This window comes from Ruegeria sp. D4, assembly GCF_056534475.1.
Window position 1 is genome coordinate 399190 of the sequence record NZ_JBQFPJ010000001.1, and the last position, 19371, is coordinate 418560.

Annotated in this window: 18 protein-coding genes; 7 read left to right on the plus strand and 11 right to left on the minus strand. The window is 59.6% G+C overall.

The window, feature by feature from the left end; translation table 11 throughout:
- Window positions 1-3: 3 nt before the first annotated feature.
- From ACR0MI_RS02010 to ACR0MI_RS02030, 5 genes are all read right to left on the minus strand, one after another.
- On the minus strand, window positions 4-681 hold the full coding sequence (locus ACR0MI_RS02010) for an SH3 domain-containing protein (protein ID WP_170610782.1): 678 nt from the start codon (window positions 679-681) through the stop codon (window positions 4-6).
- A complete protein-coding gene (locus tag ACR0MI_RS02015; protein ID WP_170816564.1) occupies window positions 678-2342 on the minus strand; it encodes a tetratricopeptide repeat protein in 1665 nt (554 codons plus the stop codon). The genes ACR0MI_RS02010 and ACR0MI_RS02015 overlap by 4 nt, the downstream gene beginning before the upstream one ends.
- Window positions 2343-2400: 58 nt before the next feature.
- The gene (locus ACR0MI_RS02020) at window positions 2401-3609 is read right to left on the minus strand and encodes an MFS transporter (RefSeq protein ID WP_170610787.1); all 1209 of its coding nucleotides are present in this window, start codon (window positions 3607-3609) and stop codon (window positions 2401-2403) included.
- Window positions 3610-3683: 74 nt separating this feature from the next.
- Window positions 3684-4343 (minus strand): DsbA family oxidoreductase, encoded by a 660-nt coding sequence (locus ACR0MI_RS02025; RefSeq protein WP_170610790.1) that lies wholly within the window; start codon window positions 4341-4343, stop codon window positions 3684-3686.
- A complete protein-coding gene (locus ACR0MI_RS02030) occupies window positions 4340-5857 on the minus strand; it encodes a class I adenylate-forming enzyme family protein (protein ID WP_170610793.1) in 1518 nt (505 codons plus the stop codon). The genes ACR0MI_RS02025 and ACR0MI_RS02030 overlap by 4 nt, the downstream gene beginning before the upstream one ends.
- A 64-nt stretch (window positions 5858-5921) precedes the next feature.
- On the opposite strand from ACR0MI_RS02030, the gene ACR0MI_RS02035 reads away from it, so the two are divergent.
- Window positions 5922-6545 carry an XRE family transcriptional regulator gene (locus ACR0MI_RS02035; RefSeq protein WP_170610796.1) on the plus strand — a complete coding sequence of 208 codons (624 nt, stop codon included), beginning with the start codon at window positions 5922-5924 and terminating at the stop codon, window positions 6543-6545.
- On the opposite strand, the gene ACR0MI_RS02040 is transcribed toward ACR0MI_RS02035, so the two are convergent.
- Together ACR0MI_RS02040 and ACR0MI_RS02045 are read right to left on the minus strand one after the other, a co-directional pair.
- Window positions 6534-6767: a hypothetical protein gene (locus ACR0MI_RS02040; RefSeq protein ID WP_321252695.1), complete on the minus strand. Its 234-nt coding sequence runs from the start codon at window positions 6765-6767 to the stop codon at window positions 6534-6536. The genes ACR0MI_RS02035 and ACR0MI_RS02040 overlap by 12 nt on opposite strands.
- Before the next feature lie 562 nt (window positions 6768-7329).
- Window positions 7330-9144: an extracellular solute-binding protein gene (locus tag ACR0MI_RS02045; RefSeq protein WP_170610799.1), complete on the minus strand. Its 1815-nt coding sequence runs from the start codon at window positions 9142-9144 to the stop codon at window positions 7330-7332.
- A gap of 301 nt (window positions 9145-9445) precedes the next feature.
- On the opposite strand from ACR0MI_RS02045, the gene ACR0MI_RS02050 reads away from it, so the two are divergent.
- Both ACR0MI_RS02050 and ACR0MI_RS02055 read left to right on the plus strand, forming a co-directional pair.
- Entirely contained in the window at window positions 9446-10219 is a 774-nt protein-coding gene (locus tag ACR0MI_RS02050; RefSeq protein ID WP_170816563.1) for a 3-hydroxybutyrate dehydrogenase, read from the plus strand.
- Window positions 10220-10283: 64 nt separating this feature from the next.
- A complete protein-coding gene (locus ACR0MI_RS02055) occupies window positions 10284-11309 on the plus strand; it encodes a patatin-like phospholipase family protein (protein ID WP_480853504.1) in 1026 nt (341 codons plus the stop codon).
- On the opposite strand, the gene ACR0MI_RS02060 is transcribed toward ACR0MI_RS02055, so the two are convergent.
- From ACR0MI_RS02060 to ACR0MI_RS02070, 3 genes are all read right to left on the minus strand, one after another.
- Window positions 11310-11987, minus strand: a complete 678-nt coding sequence (locus ACR0MI_RS02060; protein WP_170610807.1) for a DUF502 domain-containing protein — start codon at window positions 11985-11987, stop codon at window positions 11310-11312.
- 66 nt (window positions 11988-12053) lie between these two features.
- A complete protein-coding gene (locus ACR0MI_RS02065; protein WP_170610810.1) occupies window positions 12054-12968 on the minus strand; it encodes a pseudouridine-5'-phosphate glycosidase in 915 nt (304 codons plus the stop codon).
- Window positions 12965-13858, minus strand: a complete 894-nt coding sequence (locus tag ACR0MI_RS02070; RefSeq protein ID WP_170610812.1) for a PfkB family carbohydrate kinase — start codon at window positions 13856-13858, stop codon at window positions 12965-12967. The genes ACR0MI_RS02065 and ACR0MI_RS02070 overlap by 4 nt, the downstream gene beginning before the upstream one ends.
- A gap of 161 nt (window positions 13859-14019) precedes the next feature.
- Between ACR0MI_RS02070 and ACR0MI_RS02075 the strand changes: the two genes are divergently transcribed.
- Window positions 14020-15159 carry a HupE/UreJ family protein gene (locus ACR0MI_RS02075; protein WP_170610815.1) on the plus strand — a complete coding sequence of 380 codons (1140 nt, stop codon included), beginning with the start codon at window positions 14020-14022 and terminating at the stop codon, window positions 15157-15159.
- Here the strand turns inward: ACR0MI_RS02075 and ACR0MI_RS02080 are convergent.
- Window positions 15156-15776: a thiamine phosphate synthase gene (locus tag ACR0MI_RS02080; protein WP_170610818.1), complete on the minus strand. Its 621-nt coding sequence runs from the start codon at window positions 15774-15776 to the stop codon at window positions 15156-15158. The two genes, ACR0MI_RS02075 and ACR0MI_RS02080, sit on opposite strands and share 4 nt — an antisense overlap.
- A gap of 162 nt (window positions 15777-15938) precedes the next feature.
- Here ACR0MI_RS02080 and ACR0MI_RS02085 point away from each other — a divergent pair, with 162 nt between their 5' ends.
- From ACR0MI_RS02085 to ACR0MI_RS02095, 3 genes are read left to right on the plus strand one after another with little or no spacing between them, the layout of a single operon-like run.
- The gene (locus tag ACR0MI_RS02085; protein WP_170610821.1) at window positions 15939-16682 is read left to right on the plus strand and encodes an RNA methyltransferase; all 744 of its coding nucleotides are present in this window, start codon (window positions 15939-15941) and stop codon (window positions 16680-16682) included.
- A 60-nt stretch (window positions 16683-16742) separates the two neighbouring features.
- Window positions 16743-17888, plus strand: a complete 1146-nt coding sequence (gene ctaA, locus ACR0MI_RS02090) for a heme A synthase (protein WP_170610824.1) — start codon at window positions 16743-16745, stop codon at window positions 17886-17888.
- 5 nt (window positions 17889-17893) lie between these two features.
- Window positions 17894-19363, plus strand: coding sequence for a carboxypeptidase M32 (locus ACR0MI_RS02095; protein ID WP_170610827.1), 1470 nt, complete (start codon window positions 17894-17896; stop codon window positions 19361-19363).
- Window positions 19364-19371 lie beyond the last annotated feature (8 nt).

A 19371-nucleotide genomic window follows, 5' to 3' on the forward strand; every position in this document is an offset into this window, starting at 1 on the left:
CGCTCAGTCACCGCCCACGAAGGTGCACAACTGCCATTCCCCCTGGTCGGATTTTACCAGCGCCGCGCGATGACCGGTCATAGGCCAGAGGTAGTCGCGGTGCATGAAGCCTCGCGCGCCGTCGGTCAGCATGACCTTCTGGTATTCGGCGTCAGGATCGTATTCGCTAATCAGCACGACCTCATGGCTGATCAGATCGACGATGTCAGCGGTCCGGTCTGCGCCCACCCGCAGTGACACCCCGGAGCCATTCACAAAATAGGCGTTGAACGGGTCGACGGATGCAGGCAGGCCGATCTTCCACTGATACGGCATCCAGAATTCGCCCAGATCGTCAAAATAACCGGGCGCGGCGAGGGTTTCCTCGAGGGCGGACCAGTAGGCTTCGCGCATCTCGTCGGCCTGATCTCGGTATTCCTCGGCCAGGGTGCCGGCAGGAAGTGTCAGGTTTTCCCTGAGTTCCCGGGGGCCGCCATTGCCGCCGTGGCTGAGATAGATGTCCGGGCAGGCCACCGCCACAACCGCTTCGGTATCGCGGGCTGCGATGTTGGCCAGCAGGTTGGCGCGGAACGTCACCAATGTCGGGTCACGTTCGGCCTGGTCGACCGGGGTAAACGTCATGCGTTCGGCCTGAACGGGAAGACCGGCGGCCAAAAGCATCAGGGCAGGGAGCAGTCTCATTCGGCGGCTTTCATTGCGGACTGGGCGCAGAAGCACGAAGCGGCGACCGCGCAGTCTGCACGGGCCAGAGCCAGATCCAGTCTTTGTTTGATCTGCCTGATTTCAATGGAGTCACCTCGGGATTTCAGGCAATCGTATAGCCCCCTTAGGCTCCAGACATTGTCGGGATGGATCGACGCACGGCTGAGCGAGCCGCCCAGTCCTAGATCCTCGCGGTAGACAGCTTCGGCCTCGGCTACGTGGCCCTGTTCAAACAGCAAGGCCCCGAGTGCGTGGCGGGTTGGCTGCATCCAGCCCCAGGGTTCGTCATACGGCAAAGTGTCATCCAATTCGACCGAGCGGCGCAGGTGTGCATAGGCCGTGTCGTAGTTTCCCTTGCGGTATTCGATTTCGCCCCGCAGCATTTCAGCTGCGATATCCAGCAGGTCGACGACACGATTATTGTGCAGTCGCCGGGTTTCGGGGACGCGGCCCCGGGCGGCAAGAAACCTCTGTTCTTCCGCTTCGGCCTCGGCCACCTGATCCGTCGCTGCAAATGCGATGGCACGGGCGTAGAGCGTGGTCGCGGTCAATGTGCAGTAGAGATCCGGGTCTTCGGGCAGTTCCAGAGCCTTGGCTTCGTCCCAACGGCCAAACCGGATAAGGATATGCGGCCCCATGGACATGTAGCTTTCGAAATAGTCCGCCATCGGCGGGCTTTCGATGCGCAGCATTTCCTCGGGCGTGGTGTCCCAGATGCCCTGATTGGCACGCAAGGCCGGTTCCATCTGGCCCATAAACAGCGCGCCGTAGATGGTGAAGTGATAGTTGTGCTGACGGTAACCGGTGTAGATGTTGAACGGACCTTCGCGTTCGTAATACTTCAAATCTGCTTCGGTGGCTTTTTCGTTCCAATGGGTGACGTTCTGGTAGTGGCCACACTGGACATCGATATGGGTGGGCATGTGCACCAGATGACCTGCGTCCGGCACCAGAGTGCGCAACACGTCCCCGGCTTTCAGTGCTTTTTCAGGAGTGGGCGACATCTCCATCAGGTGCACATACAAGTGCAAAAGCCCCGGATGCGACATGGCGGCCGGGTCGTTCCCCATGGCCCATTCCAGGGTGTCCTGCGCTTCAAGGGTTGCGGCGCCTTCGGCGGGTTGACCGGATTTCAAATCCCACATTTTCCAGGGGGTCAGGTTCAGCAACGCCTCGACAAATATGGTGCGCAGATCAAGGTGATCGGGAAAAGCTGCAAAAACCGCGCGCATCGCGTCCGCAAAATCGTGGTCCCAGTCGTGCATATCCGCGATCGGCTCGCGCTGAGGATAACGGGCGGGCAGGGCGCGGATGAGCGCCTGTTCAACCGGAGTGCACCATTCAGCCAGCGCCAATGCTTTTTGGGTGGCGTCATAGGCCTCGGCCAATGCCTTCTCTTGTCCCTGATCGTCCAGCAATTCCCACGGCAGGTTGTAGTTTGGTCCGGCTGCGTAAGCCACGCCCCAATGCGCCATGGCGCAGTCCGGATCATGTTCCGCCGCGCGCTGGAAACAGGCCAGGGCCTCTGTATGGTTGTAGCCGTAGGTCCAGATCAGACCTCGGTCGAACCACAGCTGCGCCTTTTCCGATGATGTGGTGACGGGGCAATAGTATGTGCCCAGATCATAGTAATCACTCATAGAAAACTCCCCCGAAAATCGCGGAAAGCTTAACGTGATTCAGGGCATTTGCACAGGCTCAGGCCAGTAATCTGTTTTCGACGCGACCCATGTGAACCATCACGCCGAAAGCCATGACGCACATGGCAAGGATGCCCGTTGTCAGCGGTGTCACTGAGCCATCGAACAAGAGGCCCACAGGCGCTGCGATGGCTGCGGCCAGAACGGTCGAGATCGACCCGATCACAGATGCCGCCATGCCTGCGATGTGGCCCATCGGTTCCATCGCGATGGCATTCAAATTGCCTAAAGTGACGCCAGCCATGAAGAAGATGGTGGTCTGCCAGAAAACAAACACCGCGAATGAGGCGGCGGGCGTCAGGTTCGCCATATTCAGAAATATGACGCAGGACGTGATCAGAATCTGTGCCCCAAGCGCCCATGTCACCACGCGCCGCATACCCACGCGGACGACAATCGCGGCGTTCAACAGGCTGGCCGAACCAGACATCAGCGCGACAAACCCGAACCAGAACGGGAAACTGTCCGCACTGTCATGGATCACGTCATAGACCGGCTGCACCATGGTCAGCATGGTGAACAGAATGCCCATGCACAGGGTCTGAACCAGTATCGAAAGGCGCACCGTTGGGTGTGACATCATCTCGTGCGTGGCCGCTACCAGCAGCGGCAGGCGAAACGGGCGACGGTCTTCGCGGGCCAGCGATTCTGGCAACCGTTTTCCCATCCACATCACAACAATCAGGGCGAACAAGATGAAGGATACGAAAATCCCGCGCCAGCCAAACAGGGCTATCACGCCTGCGCCCAGCATCGGCGCAATCGCGGGAACAAGCGTAAATATCATCATCGCGATCGAAATGATCCGGGCCATCTCGCGCCCGGAATAGAGGTCGCGGATAATGGCCATGGCCACCACGCGGGGACCGGCGGCACCAAGTCCCTGAAGAACACGCGCGGCCAGAACCAGTTCAAGCGAGGAACTTGCCCAGGCAACAGCGGACGCCACGATATATAGCACTGCACCGCCAAAGATGACGGGCTTGCGCCCCAGCGCGTCCGAGATCGGGCCGGTGAAAAATGTGCCAAGCCCCATGCCCAGAACAAAGGATGTCAGGATCAGTTGCGCCCGGTTCACATCATCAGGGCTGAGCTCTGCGCCGATTTCGGGCAGTGCAGGCAGCATCGAGTCGATAGAGAACGCGATCGTGGCGAACATCATTGCTATCAAAGCAATGAACTCGCCCCGCGACATGCGATTGGTCATGGGGAACTCCTTACCTGCTTGCGCTATCACGGCAAATCAGGCGGCGCTATGGCGCAAACGCACAGGACTATGTGCTAATTTGCAGGGGAAGCCTCAAGTTGAGACATGATTTCGCGGATGACTTTTTCCCACATTTCCGGCTGCTGGGCGCCAGGAACTGCGTGTTTGTTGGCCACGATGAAGGTCGGTACTGACCCAACACCCATTTCCCGTGAATGCGTATCGCGGTTGCGGATATCGTCCCGGTCCGCGTCGGATTTCAGCAGCTTCATGACGACAGCCGCGTCCATTCCCTGGCTGTCGGCGATGTCGGCAAGCACCTCATGGTCGCCGATGTCGCGTGCCTGCACAAAATAAGCATCGAACAAGGCGTCGACCACCGCGTCCTGCTTGCCTTCAATCCCGGCCCAATGGATCAGCCGGTGCGCATCAAGTGTGTTGGGCGTGCGTTTCATGCCCTCGAAATCGATTTTCAGGCCAGCATTTTCGGCGTGTTCGACCACGGGCGCATAGGCCTGCACGGCACCGTCCTTGCCGCCAAACTTGCGCTCAAGGTATTCTCGGCGGTCCATGCCCGCGTCCGGCATGTCGGGGTTCAGTTGAAACGGATGCCATTCGATCACGAAAGGATGGTCCGGTATGGCGGCCAGCGCTTTGTCCAGATGGGTTTTGCCAATATAGCACCACGGGCAGATCGGATCGGACAGAATATCAAGCTTGACGGATTGGGTCATGAGTTCGGTGCCTTGAAATAGGCCGGCAACGCGCGGCGCAGGAGTTTCCCATTGCCGCCTGCGGGAAGCGCCGGCAGATGTACGAAAGCGCGGGGCTGTTTGTATCGCGCAAGGTTGTCCTGGACATAGGCATGCAAGGCCGTCTCGTCCAGAGTTTCGGGGCCGGTGTAAAAGGCAGCTATCACAAATGTGTCCTGCTTGACCTCGACCGCCGCGGCACCGACCTGTGTGATCCCGGGGTATTTTGACAAGACGGCCTCGACCTCGACCGGTGAAACCCGATAACCGCCCGCATTCATCATATCATCGTCGCGACCCAGGTAGGTGATTTGCCCGTCGACCGCCATGGCGCCCTGATCTCCGGTCAGAAACCAGTCCCCCTGCATGCGGGCCTGAGCCTCATCCGGGGCGTTCAGATAGGTCAGCATAAGGCCGGGGTCGGAACGGTGGATCGCGATTGTGCCTTCCTGTCCCTGCGGAACAGGGCCATCGGGTCCCAGGATGGCGATCTTGCGACCGGGTTGCGGCTGGCCCAATGCCTCGCCCCGGGCCGGGTTTTCAGGGCTGGAGGAAATGAAGGTCGAGCATTCGGACATGCCGTAGGCTTCGTAAAGTTCGGTTCCCGTCACCTCGGTCCAGCGTTCGTGCAGGTGGCGCGACAGTTTTTCGCCTGCGCACAGTCCGTGGCGCAGGTGGGGCAGGCTGAGCCGGTCTGTCCGCTGAACCATCTTTCGGTACACGCCGGGTGCTGCGGCAAAGATTGTGGCCCCGTGACGCCGCAACAAGTCGGGCAATGCTGCCGGATCGGTTCCCGGTTCGGGGATCAGCGCCGTCGCACCGATGGTCCACGGATCCATCAGGCCAGTGCCCAGCGTGTAGGTCCAGTTGAACGCACCGGCATGACACAGCCGATCCTCGGGGCGCAGCCCATACCACCCGTCCACCATCATTTGCCGTGCCCAGATCGCGCGATGCGCATGCGCAACCGCACGCGGCTTGCCCGATGTCCCCGAGGTATAGACCACATAAGCCAGCCGATCCGGATTACCGAGATCAAAGGTGGCGGGCGGCAGATCACGGATGGCACGCAACGTTGCCAGATCGATCTGCCGGGGGTGCGGGGCACAGGCAACATCCGGTGCCTTCAGGATGGCGGCCGGAGACAGGTCGTCAATCATGCGGGCCGTTTCAGGCGCCGTCAGTTGCGATGACGTCGGAACAGGAACGACACCTACGGCAATCGCCCCCAAGTAGGCAATCGGGAAATCGACGGTATTCCCAAGGCGCATCAGAACGATGTCGCCGGGTTTCAACCCGGCCTGCAACAACCCTGTGCCGGTGCCCAGAACGGCAGACAGCAGTTGCCGATAGCTCCAGTCCTCGGTCGCCGTTTCATTCAGAACGGAGAGCGCGGTTTTTTCCGGAATCCGCTCTGCGTGGCGCAGAACGTGCGCTGCGAGATTAAACGGGGTGGGGCAAGGGGCAGGCAGACCCTGATCAAATATGGACAGCATGTCGTCTGGCTAACGCGGGGCAAGGCGCGTTGCAAGCGGCGCGGCCCGGCCCTATAGAAGTGCCATGAGAACGCAGGACCCGAAATCCCTGATCCGTATAGCCCGCGATGCCGGTGAAAATGTCGAACCCGAGCCATTGGATCTGGGCGCGCGCGTGCGCGAATTGCGCAAGGCCCGCAAATGGACGCTGGAACAGGCGGCGACCCAGGCCGGTCTGGCGCGCTCAACGCTCAGCAAGATCGAAAACGGTCAGATGTCGCCGACCTATGATGCCCTGAAGAAACTCGCGACGGGGCTGGGGATTTCGGTGCCTCAACTGTTCACGCCACCCCAGCGCGATCAGGTCATTGGACGCATGTCCGTCACACGGATGGGGGAAGGTGCGGCCCATGCCACGACGACATACGAGCATGAGTTGCTGGCCGAAACGCTGACGAAAAAACAAATGCTGCCCTACCGGGCCCGCGTACGCGCCCGCTCGATGGACGAGTTCGATGGCTGGGTTCGTCATGATGGTGAGGAATTCCTGTACGTTCTGACAGGCGTTGTGCGGCTTTACACCGAGTATTATGAACCTGTCGAAATGCGCCGCGGCGACAGCGCCTATTACGACGGAAGCATGGGTCACAACGTCGTCTCGGTCAGTGACGAAGACGCGTTGATCCTGTGGGTTACGTCACTTGCGTAACGTCTGATCGAATTCGCGATTCAGGCTTTCGGTGAACAGGAAATCCTCCAGTTCTTCCCGGGCTTCGTTCACGGTCAGGTGGTGCCGTTCCGCCAGGTAAGCCTCGAACTGTTTTCTGTCTTGCCGGAAATGCGCGACATCCTGATCACGCAGATTCGGAAAGCGCCGCTTAGCGCGCGCCAAGGATCCGTTCCAGTCCTGCGTCAGTTCTGTCCATTTCATAATCATCAGCGAGCTTTCCGTTTCTTATGCTACAGGACTGCCCGGCCCCCAGATATCAGGTTACGTAGGGGCGGAGTATATACATGCATGACAAAATGTCGCACCCGGGGATGTGGTGACCGGAATGGAAAATGCCCGCTGCGGAACGTCCGCAACGGGCCACGGACCTGCGTTTCGGAGTGAGTGGCGGCCGGTCCGTGAACCACCAGGGCAGGGCGAACCGCCCGCAACTATATCACCGAAACTCAACAACTTTTGCACGGTTCACTGAGGTTCGATTTGATGACACGTTACATGCCCGGCACCCGATCCGTAAAAGTTCTTGTGTCCATTGGAGCAATTTTCGCTGAAATTAGAAGGTCCAACAACATATTGCGGCGAACGTCGCGTAAGCAGTCATATGCTGCGGTGTTTTGACATGTGCCACTTTCCGCCGAAGTATTCCCTGACAACCGCCATCCGAGAAGACCGGGGCAGCACACGTTAGACGAGCGTTGTGAGGCGTTGGTAAAGCGGGTTTCGCCGCACAAATGCGGCCGAAGCGGCGTACACCCACTGCAGATTATTCCTGATACCACCAGACCTCGGGCATGTATTGAGGGCCATCGCCGTAAATGGGCAGGTTTGGCGCGTACTTAAGCTCTTTCACATGCGCGATACGGCCGACATCGAAGTTCCAGATGGGAATGACATACCGGCCAGCGGTCAGGGTGCGGTCAAGCGCGCGGGTGGCCGCGACAAAGTCTTGCCGCGTTTCCGAAGCCAGCATCGCATCGATCATCGCGTCGACTGCGGGTGAAGCGACACCCATCAGGTTCCGGGTTCCGGGCGTGTTCGCGCCATCGCTGCCCCAATAGAGGCGCTGCTCGTTGCCTGGGGACAGGGACATGGCCCTTCGGAATGGCGTCATATCGAAATCGTGTTCCGAGATGCGACCGGTGTATTGCGCGTTATCGACCGTTTCGGTTGTCACCTGAATGCCAAGTCGTTCCAATGCACGGGAATAGATCTCGACTGCGGTGGCCATATCGCTGTCGCCCTGCTGCAGCAAAGCGGTCATGGTGAAGGCATCGCCATTCTGGTTGCGCAGCACACCGTCCTGAATGGTCCACCCCGCTTCGGACAGCAGGTTCGCGGCCTTTCGGATATTGGCGCGATTGCGCGCCGAGCCATCGCCTTGTGGCGGGCTGTAGCCTTCAATCGTTCCGGGCAGAAGATCATCGGCAAACGGTTGCAGCAATTCGGCGACCCGGCCTGTCGCCGGCCCGGGTTGCATCGCCAGGTCCGAGCCCGAGAAATACGAGGTGATCCGGGGCTGGGCACCGCCGGTGATGGTGTCGTTGATGAATTCGAAGTTGAACGCCAGCGTCAGCGCCTCGCGCACGCGCCAGTCATCGAATGGCGCCTTGCGCGTGTTCATCACAAAGCCGGTCATGCCCGACGGTTTGCCATGCGGGATTTCCGTTTTGACTACGTCTCCGCGCTGCGCGGCGGGGAAACTGTATTGCGTGTCCCACTTGTCGGCGTTGAATTCCCGAATGGCGGAGAGTTCCCCAGCCTTGAACGCTTCGAACAACACGGTCTGATCGCCGTAGAACTCGATCCTCATTTCATCGAGGTTCATGGTGCCACGGCGGAAGGGAACATCGCTGCCCCAGTAGTCTGGGTTACGGCGCAGGTTTACGAAGCGCCCGGCCTCATAGTCCTCGACGACATAAGGCCCCGAGCCGATTGGAACATCGTGCAACTGCGCGTCGGCAAAATCCTTGCCGTCCCATTGCGCCTTCTGAAGGATCGGGCGCAGGCCCGCAATCAGGGCCAGTTCGCGGTCAGGTTCGTTGAATGTGATCCTGACCGAGCGTGGACCGGTCTGTTCGATGCTGTCGATCTTGGACCACAACCCGCGATACCGGAGATGCCCTTCGGTCCCCAGAGTTTCATAGGACCACATCACGTCGTCCACGGTGACTGGGCTGCCGTCCGAGAATCGGGCGTTCTCGCGCAGCGTGAATTCCACCCAGGATCGGTCCTCGGCCGTCTCAACTGATTCGGCTAACAACCCGTAAAGAGTGAAAGGTTCGTCCCAGGATCGGCCCATCAGGCTCTCATGGGTCCAGAATCTCAGTTGCCAGGGTGACGTGCCTTTTTGCACAAACGGGTTCAAACTGTTATAGCCGCCGGTATTCCCGAAAACGACTTTTCCTCCTTTTGGTGCATCCGGGTTCACGTAAGGCAGAGACACAAAATCCGGTGGTAGGGCGGGATCACCATACATAGCTATGCCATGAGACGAATCTGCATGGGCGAATGTGGTCGCAAAAATGCCGGTGATTCCCACCAGCATTGAACGAAGGGAGGGTGAAAAATCGGGGCTCATTTTGGAAACAATCCTGCTCTGGCCTTATTTTGTTGGGATTCACCGTAGCCATGATTTTTCTTATTATCAAACTTTTAGCTTGGACGAAGGCGCAGAATTGCTTATAAAGGATGCACTGCTCGATAGGTTTCTTGCCTGTATGAAACCTGCCTCAATAACTTAACGCCCGCTTCGTGCGGGCGTTTTTTTGTGATGGTGATGCCGGTGCCAGAGGAGTTGCATTGGCCCCAGCTTTCCCCGTTTTCTTTGCACGTGCAGCATGGCACTGTGTCGGAAATTCTGACTCAGCAGGAGAGCGGCGATGAGCGTTTCGGGAAAGACGGCAATTATCACGGGATCGAATTCGGGGATCGGGCTGGGCGTTGCGCGCGAACTGGCCAGGGCGGGCGCCAATGTGGTTTTGAATTCGTTCACCGATCGGGATGAGGACCATGCACTGGCTGCTGAAATCTCGAACGAGACCGGAACCAACGCGCGATATATCCAGGCCGACATGTCCAAGGGGGATGATTGCCGGGCCCTGATCGAAAAGACCGGGGCTTGCGACATTCTTGTCAATAATGCGGGCATTCAGCACGTCGCGCCGATCGACCAGTTCCCGGTCGACAAATGGGATGCAATCATCGCGATCAACATGAACTCGGCCTTTCACACGATGGCGGCAGCTTTGCCAATGATGCGAAAGGCCGGGTGGGGGCGCATCGTCAATATCGCGTCGGCCCATGGTCTGACGGCGTCGCCCTACAAGGCGGCCTATGTGTCGGCCAAACATGGTGTGGTCGGCATGACCAAGACAGTTGCGCTGGAAACGGCGCAGGAGCCGATCACCTGCAACGCCATTTGCCCGGGCTATGTTCTGACACCGCTGGTCGAGGCGCAAATCCCCGACACGATGAAAGAATACAACATGAGCCGCGAGGACGTGATCAAGAACGTGATGCTGGAACGCCAGCCCTCGAAAGAGTTTGCCACGGTCGAGCAACTTGGCGGGACGGCTTTGTTTTTGTGCTCGGATGCGGCGGCGCAGATTACCGGGACGACGATTTCCGTCGATGGCGGTTGGACTGCCCTGTAGTGTTTCATGGGGGCGCGGCCCCCATACCCCCGGAGTATTTCGGAAAAGATGAAGGGGCGGGCTTTTGAAACGGATCAATCTGGCTTTGCAGGGCGGCGGCGCACATGGCGCCTTTACCTGGGGTGTACTGGACCGGTTGCTGGATGAAGAGGATATTGAGGTTGCCGCGATTACCGGCACATCCGCAGGGGCGTTAAACGGGGCGGCTTTCAAGTCCGGGATGGTGTGGGCCGGGCGCGAAGGCGCGCGCGAGTGTCTGAACGGATTATGGGAGCGCATGGGGGCGGTTGGCGACATGCGGATTGCCAACTGGATGCAGGCGCTTGAGCCTGCCCAGATCGCGCAGGCCATGGAGTATTCGCTTCCCTATTCGTTTGGCGACGCGTGGTCGCGCATGGTTTCGCCTTATGCCTACGGTCCGTTTTACCAGAACCCGCTAAAGCCTGTTATCGACCGTTTTGACTTCGACGAGATTTGCGCGACTGAAGGCCCGCAGCTGTTTGTCTGTGCGACCTGCGTGCGCAGCGGCAAGATCCGGGTGTTCACTGGCGAGGATGTATCGACCGATGCCATACTCGCCTCGGCCTGCCTGCCGACGCTGTTCAAGGCCGTAGAGATATTCGATCCGAAAACGGGGCGAACCGAGGCCTATTGGGACGGAGGTTTTACGGGAAATCCTGCGCTGTTTCCTTTGTTCAATGACGAGTTGCCGGATGATGTTGTCATCGTGAACATCAACCCGCTTGAGCGGGACGAGGTTCCGAAGACACCACAGCAGATTCAGAACCGGATCAACGAGATCAGCTTCAATTCGTCCCTGTTTCGCGAACTCAGGGCGATTGACTTTGTGCAGCGCTTGTTGCGTGAGGGCAAACTGAAGGCGGGTGAGATGAGCCGGGTTCTGGTTCACATGATCGCAGACAATGAGTTGATGAACAGTCTGTCGGTTGCCACGAAGACCGTTCCCAACCCGGTGATCCTGCACAAGCTGAAAAAGGCTGGCCGGGCAGCCGCGGACGGCTTTCTGTCAGCCCACAAAACCGATCTGGGTGCGCGTAGCACAGTAGATCTGCGTGCGATGTTTGGCTGATCACTCTGGCGGGCGGGTCGGGTCTTTTTCGTTTGGATAGACAAGACCAGCCGAGATCACCAGTTTCGCGGCATCCTCGATCGTCATGTCCAGCAAGATGACGTCTTCGGCCGGAAAAAACAGCAGAAACCCGGATGTGGGGTTCGGGGTCGTCGGAACAAACACGCTGAGCAGTTCGCCGCCGGTTTCTGCAAGACGGCTGACCTCGCCTTTGGCGGTGGTGGACACGAAGCCGATGGCCCAGATACCACGGCGCGGATACTGGATAAGGCAAGCCTTTTCGAACGAGCGGTCTGTTTGGGCAAAAACCGTTTCGGAAATTTGTTTGATCCCGGAATAGACCGAGCGGACGACAGGCATCCGATCAACAACGCGTTCTGCAAAAAGGATCAGCGAACGTCCCAGTATGCCCTTGGCCACCCAGCCCACGATCACCGTGAAGATCAGGAAGATGATGACCCCGACGCCGCGCAGGTTGATGCCGACATATTCCTGCGGCTGAAACCTTTGCGGCACCAGCGGCAGGACCGCACTGTCGATCCAGCCCACCACGGACCAGATCAACCAGATTGTAAGCCAGACCGGCGCAATGACGACAATCCCCGTCAGAAACGACGCCCGCAGGCCTGCAAACAGGCCGGGGCGGCGATGCGGTTCTTCGTCAAACGGTGTATTCATCTTAGTTCCGAGCGGTTTGCAGACTGCAATTAAGCAGTCTGGCGTGATGGTGCAATAGGGACGGTGTCAGGCGGTGTTGCGGGTCAAAGCCTTTGCGATGCCGGCGGCAAGGCGGGCGTTGTTGCGAACAAGCGCGATATTGGCCGTCAGGGATCGGCCCTTGGTCTGCTCGAATATACGCTGCAGAAGATAAGGGGTGACGCCTTTTCCCGTGATCCGGTGTGTCTCGGCGTCGGATTGGGCTGATGCGATGATCGGTGCCAGTTCATCGGCCGGAATCTGGTCGGTCTCGGGGATCGGGTTTGCAACAAGTTGTCCCCCGGGTAGGCCGAGGGCGCGGCGGGTTGAGTGGGCCCTTGCGATCTCTTCCGGGCTGTCCATGCGCAAAGGCGCGGCATAGGGTGATTTGGCTGACCAGAAGGCCGGGAATTCATCCTGACCATGGGCAATCACCGGAACGCCCAGTGTTTCCAGAACCTCGAGCGTTTTGGCCAGATCCAGAATGGCCTTGGCGCCCGCGGCCACGACCGTCACCGGCGTCTGGGCAAGCTCATGCAGGTCAGCGGAAATATCGAACGAGGTTTCGGCCCCCTGATGCACGCCGCCGATGCCGCCGGTGGCAAAAACCTCGATCCCCGCGTAATGAGCGGCGATCATGGTTGCGGCAACGGTTGTCGCACCGGTGCCGCCTGTGGAGATACAGGCGGCCATGTCGGCGCGCGAGATTTTGGCGACACCCTGCGCCTTGCCCAGATCCTGTAACTGCTCAGGTTCCAGCCCAACATGCAGTTTGCCCCTGATCACAGCCATGGTGGCCGGAACCGCCCCTGCGTCGCGAATATCTTGCTCGACCTGCGCGGCGACCTCGATGTTCTGCGGGTAGGGCATTCCGTGGGTGATGATTGTGCTTTCAAGTGCAACGATGGGCTGGCCTGCGTCTTTGGCGGCGCGGACCTCGGCTGAGTATTGGATGTCGATCACAGTGGGGTTTCTCCGGAAACATATGTTGCGGCGGCGTGCAGAGCGCGGGTCAGGGCCGCGTCGCTATCTGCGCCATTTGCTTCAGCGGCAATATGGGCCGCCATGAAAGTATCACCCGCGCCGGTCACGCGCGTAACCAAAACGGATGGGGGTTTCTGGGTCTGGATTCCATCGGCCGAGCCGACAGTGGCCGAGTTGCCGCCATCCGTTACCAAAACCCGTAGCGCGCCCCGATCCACCAGGCCCTGGGCAGCGCTTTCGGAATCCTCGAACTCGCGCTGACACAGCAGACCGGCCTCTTCGAGGTTGACGTAAAGCGTCGCGCGGGCGTGTTTGAGGAAAGGCAGAAGGCGCTCGGCCTTGCCGGGTGAGGCCGGGGCAACGCGCAGGTCAGCGCGAGAGAACGCCGGACTTTGCGCGATCTCCTCCAGCAGGTCTTGCGTCAGGTTCCCGTCCAGCGCAACCGGACCTTCAAACGGCGTATTCACGTACCCCAATGGCCCGTGCATCAGTGGCCGGAGGATCTTGGCCCCGGCGGCTTCGAGAGAGTGGGCATCCGCGATTGCGGCAATCAGACCGTTTGCACCTTCGACCGCCATGTACCGGTCTGTCGGCAAATCCTGCGAGCGGTAGATATGGTCTGTCACCATCCCAAGGCGGGCACAGGCGTGCACAAGCTCGTCACCTTCGGGATCACGGCCAACGGCGGTCAACAGGGTTGGGGTCATACCAAAGCGGACCAGCGTCATTGCGATGTTCATCGCCACGCCACCAGGCAGTCGGGTAATCCGCCCCGGAACGTCCGAGCCCTGACGCATGACGCTGGCGGATCGTCCGATCACGTCCCACAGGACGGACCCGATACACAAAATTTCACTGGTCTGAGTCATGCCGTTGTCATGCCGCAGCCCCGTGATCCGTGCAAGTCAGAACGTTAACGCCGACGGGAATTCCTGCCACGGCCTGCCGTTTTGGCTTGCCATCGCGCGTCATCGGCAGAACAATCGAAGGATATGTTGTCGGTATTCATGTTCATGTTGGATTGCAGCAAATGAGCCGCATTGTCAGAGCGTTATGCAAAACCCGCCCTGTACTTCTTTTTCTTGTTGCTCCTTTGGTTTTCTGGATTGCAGTCGGCAACGCATCAGCTCAGACGGCGAAACCGACAGTGGTGGATTTTCGGATCAATCAGGACACATTGTTTCTGGAAATCAGCATGAATGCCGAGGCATTCGTCGCCGGGATTAACCCTTCGGCGGATCCGTCGCCCGTTTCAGGTGAGTACAGAAGACTTCGCCGCTTGGCGTCTTCGGAACTTGAGCCGCACATAAAGCAGTTCATTAAAGGCTGGTCGCCGTCCATGAACGTGTTGGCAGGTGGACCCGTCACGCTGTCCTACGAAGGTTCCCGCGTTCCTGTGGCCGGAGACCCTGAGGTGCCAAGGATTTCACGGGTTCTGCTGGCCGGGGCTTTACCGCCCGGCGCGTCCAGCCTGCAGCTGACCTGGCCGGAAGGTCACGGGCCGATGGTCCTCAGGCAGCAGGGGGTGGATGCGCCTTATACCGGGTATCTTGTGGCGGGCGAGGCAAGCCCTCTGATTCCGCTGCGGGGTGGGGCCGGTCTGGACCCGGGTCAAACCTTGAAGGCCTATTTCTCCAACGGAATCGTGTATGCCACGACAGTGGGGCTGCCGGTTATCCTGATTGCGTTGCTGCTGGTGCTGCACGCCCTTTGGGTGTCGGCGGCCTTATGGCAGCTTTCTGCTTTCGCGCTGGCCACATCGATTGGTCTGGGATTGGGCACGCTACAGCTTGTCACGATGCCCTCAGCATGGTTGCCGTATCTCATGCCCGCAGCAACCGTGGTGCTGGGTGTGTGGAACGTTACAGTCCGGCGACCGGGCTTTCTGCGTTTGCTGACCGTTGCTCTGGTGGGTGGTCTGATCGGTTTAAGCCAGGCCTTCGCTTTGACGACGATCGGAGTACCGCCGGATCGGCTGGCACCGGCGGTTCTGGGCTTTGGTCTGGGCGCGTTGACCGTGCCGGTCTCGGCCGCTGCCGTGGTATTTGCATTGGCACTGGCGGTTTCTCGCAGATCGATCCGGCTCAGGCTTCGGATTTCGGTTCTGCTATCCCTCGTGATTGCCGGCTTCGGGGCATTTACCTTTGTTCGGCCCTTCCTGCCTTTCTAGGAAAGTGGCGCCAACAAAGTGGTCAGCGCTGCGACAGGATCATCACCCGCCCAGATTTCGTCGCCGATCCCAAAAAAGTCGGTGCATGGGGCCAGACTGCCAATCAGTTCAGCCGTCAGGCCGCCTTCGGCCACTACCGGGACTTCGATCATCTCGGACCACCACTGAAACAGATCTTGTTCGGCGCGCGTGCCGTCGCCAAGCTTGTCTGTTCCAACCGGCCCGAAGGCGACATAGTCCGCCCCGGCTTCACCGGCGGTCATGCCGTCATGGCTGGAAGCACCGCAAAAGCTGCCGACGATCGCATCTGCCCCCAGTTCCTTACGGGCGGACCGCACGGAACGGGCGGCGTCATCCAGATGCACCCCGTCCAGACCCAGACGTTGCGCCAGCAGAACGTGGTTTGAAATCACCAGCGCCACGTCCCGCGCATGGGCGACTTCACGGCAGGCATCGGCCGCGCGTGCGATTGCATCTTCGTCGTTGCCTGCCAGCGCCAAGCGGATGCACGCGATTTCTGTGCTGTCCAGAACGCGCGCCAGTTTTTCAGGGAATCGGCTCAGTTCGATGGCCGGCGGTGTGATCAGGTAGATCTGCGGCTGCTCGGGGGTGTCCATTGGCGCGTCCTTCGGATTTCTGTCTTTGGCGGGGTTTAGCGGATTGAGCGGGGGAAGCAAACTTTTATGCCTGCCAAGCGGGTATTTGAGAGCAGAACAAGGTGATTGGCTTGCCTCGTCGGTGACAGGGTATTAGAGCGGGCGGAACTTTCGGAGTAAGCCATGCCCAGCGACAAATCCCAGCCCTCATTCGTGCTTGTGCGCCCGCAGATGGGTGAAAACATCGGCGCAGCCGCGCGCGCGATGTGGAATTTCGGCCTGGATCGGATGCGTATCGTGGCCCCCCGGGACGGCTGGCCCAACCCCAAGGCAGTGGCCATGTCCAGCGGCGCGGGGCGGCTGCTGGATGAGGCGCAGCTGTTCGACGACCTGGCCGGAGCGCTTGAGGACAGCACCTTTGTCTTTGCCACCACGGCCCGTCAGCGCGGGTTGACCAAACCGGTTTACAGCCCCGAGCGCGCCATGCAACTGGCCGCCGAAAAAGTTGCAGCCGGTCAAAAGGTTGCGGTTCTGTTCGGACCGGAACGCGCAGGGCTTGAGAATGAGGATATTGCGAAGGCAAACGCCATCATTTCGGTTCCTGTGAACCCCGAGTACGCCTCGCTGAACCTCGGGCAGTGCGTGCTGCTGACCGCTTACGAGTGGATGCGCCAGACCGGAGACGTGGTGCACGAGACCACCGATCTGGGCAAGGGCGACTGGGCGACAGGGATCGAGGTTGAGAAACTGGCCGAACATTTCGAAGACCGGCTTGAGACCGCGGGATTCTTTTATCCGCCAGAGAAGGCCGATGGGATGAAGGTGAACCTGCGCAATCTTTGGTCGCGGATGAACATGACACGGGCAGATGTGCAGATGTTGCACGGTGTCATGCGGCAGATGGTCCGCTGGAAGGAAAAGGGCTGAGGCTGGACCTTACACTCCGGTAGCCCTAGCTTGCGTGAAAATCAAAGGCATGAGGACGGCATGAGCGGCAAGCGCAGCATCTTCGAAGAAGTTTCGGACACCGAAAAACAAAAGGCGGTGCAGCCGGGGATGATCGACCGGGGCCGGGGCGGTGCGCGCGGGGCCATTCGCGTCTGGCTGATGAGCCTGTTTGCCCTGGTCGTGATCATGATCGCCGTAGGCGGGCTGACGCGGCTGACCGACAGCGGATTGTCGATCACCGAATGGCGCCCTGTTACCGGAGCCATCCCGCCGATGTCCGAGGCCGACTGGCAGGCCGAGTTCGACAAATACAAGCAGATCGATCAATGGCGCATTCAGAACCAGTGGATGGAACTCGATGATTTCAAGTCGATCTACTGGTGGGAATGGGGTCATCGGCAGCTGGGCCGTGTGATCGGTTTGGTCTGGGCGCTCGGGTTCCTGGGCTTCTTGGTGACGCGCAAGATACCGACCGGTTGGACCGGGCGATTGCTGATCCCCGGCGCATTGGGTGGCGTTCAGGGTGCAGTTGGCTGGTGGATGGTCGCCTCGGGCGTGACCCAGGGCGAAGGGATGACGGCCGTCGCCAGCTATCGGCTGGCAATACACCTGGGGCTGGCCTTCGTGATCTTAGGGTTCCTCGCCTGGTACATCCTTCTGCTGGGCCGGGAGGAGCGCGACCTGATGCAGGCCCGCCGTGCGAAAGAGGCAAAGCTGTTTTCTCTCTCAACCAGCCTGATGCATTTCGCCTTTTTGCAAATACTCATTGGCGCCTTGGTTGCGGGGATCGACGCCGGTCGTTCTTATACCGACTGGCCGTTGATCGGCGGGCAGCTTCTGCCGCCTGACGCAACAATGCTGGAACCGATCTGGCGGAACTTCTTCGAAAGCCCGGGGCTGGTGCAGTTCATCCATCGCTGCGCCGGTTATCTTCTGTTTGCGTTTGCGGTTGTCGTTTGGCGTCGTGGCGGAACCAGCGCGCATCTCCAGACCCGATTTGCATTCAATGCGGCCTTTGCGGCCTTGTCGCTGCAAGTGGTCGTGGGAATCCTGACGGTGGTCTACGGGGCGCCATGGCAGATCGCCATATTCCATCAGTTCATGGCCGTTGTGGTTTGGACGCTGATCCTGCGTGCGCGTTTCCTGACGGCCTATCCCATCGCAACTTCACTACGCGGAGCGTGACTTACATGACTGCATTCAATGACCTGATGGCTTTTCAGCGCGAAACTTCGGCCCTGGGACAGATTGCCGGGCGTCTGGGTTGGGATCAGGAAACAGTCATGCCGCGTGGGGCTGCCCCTCAACGGGCCGAGGAAATGGCGGCGATCGAGGCGGTTCTGCATGCCCGTCGGTCTGACCCGCGGGTGGCCGATTGGCTGGATCAGGCCGCGCCTCAGGACGAGATCGGCAAGGCCCAGTTGCGCGAAATTCGCCGTGCTTATGAACGGGCGGTCAAGGTGCCGGCTGATCTGGCGACGGCAATTGCCCGCGTGACATCTGCGGCGCAGGGGAAATGGGCGCAGGCTCGTGCTGATGAAGATGTATCGGCCTTTCTTCCGGTTCTGGCTGAGGTCGTCTCGCTGAAACGTCAGGAAGGTGAGGCCCTGGCGCAGGGCGGCGACATTTATGACGCTATGGTCGAGGATTATGAGCCCTATACGACGGGTGCCCAGATCGCCGCCATCTTTGATGAGATGCGCCCGCGGCTGGTTGCCCTGCGTGCTGCGGTTCTGGACCGGCCGGAACCGGCTGCGCTGAGCGGAAGGTTTGATGAAGCGTCGCAGATGAAACTGTCGCAACAGCTGGCTGTAGCCTTCGGCTATGACCTGAACAACGGACGCGTGGACAAGGCCGTGCATCCGTTCAGCTCGGGCTCTGGTCTGGATGTGCGGATTACCACGCGGACCAGCGAGACCGACCCGTTCAATTGTTTCTACTCAACGATTCACGAGGTTGGCCACGCCGCGTATGAACAGGGCATTGACAGTGCCTATCTGCTGACCCCGCTGGGCAGCGGTGTGTCCATGGGCGTGCATGAGAGCCAAAGCCGGATATACGAGAACCAGCTGGGCCGCTCGCGCGCCTTCACGGGCTGGTTGTTCGGTCAGATGGTCGAGGTTTTCGGCGGTTTTGGAATCCCCGATGCGGAGGCGTTTTATGCAACCGTCAACCGCGTCCACAACGGGTACATCCGGACCGAAGCGGATGAGGTGCAGTACAATCTGCACATCATGCTGCGCTTTGATCTGGAACGTGCGCTGATGGCAGGTGATCTGCAGGTGAGTGACTTGGAGGCTGCCTGGAACGACCGGTTCAAGGCCGATTTCGGTTACGCGGTCGACAAGCCCTCGAACGGATGTTTGCAGGACGTGCACTGGTCGATCGGACTGTTTGGGTACTTCCCGACCTATTCACTGGGCAATGTTTATGCCGGGTGTCTGAATCAGGCCTTACGCGCCGCAGTTCCGGGGTTGGATGCGCAGCTTGCCAAGGGCGACACTTCAGGAGCTACAGGATGGCTGCGCGAGAATGTGCAGCGGCATGGCGGGCTGTATGCGCCGCGGGAAATCATCGCCCGCGCCAGTGGTTTGGAGCCGGGCCCTGAGCCGCTGTTGACCTATCTGGAAGAAAAGTTCGGATCGATTTACGGATTGTGATGAAAGAA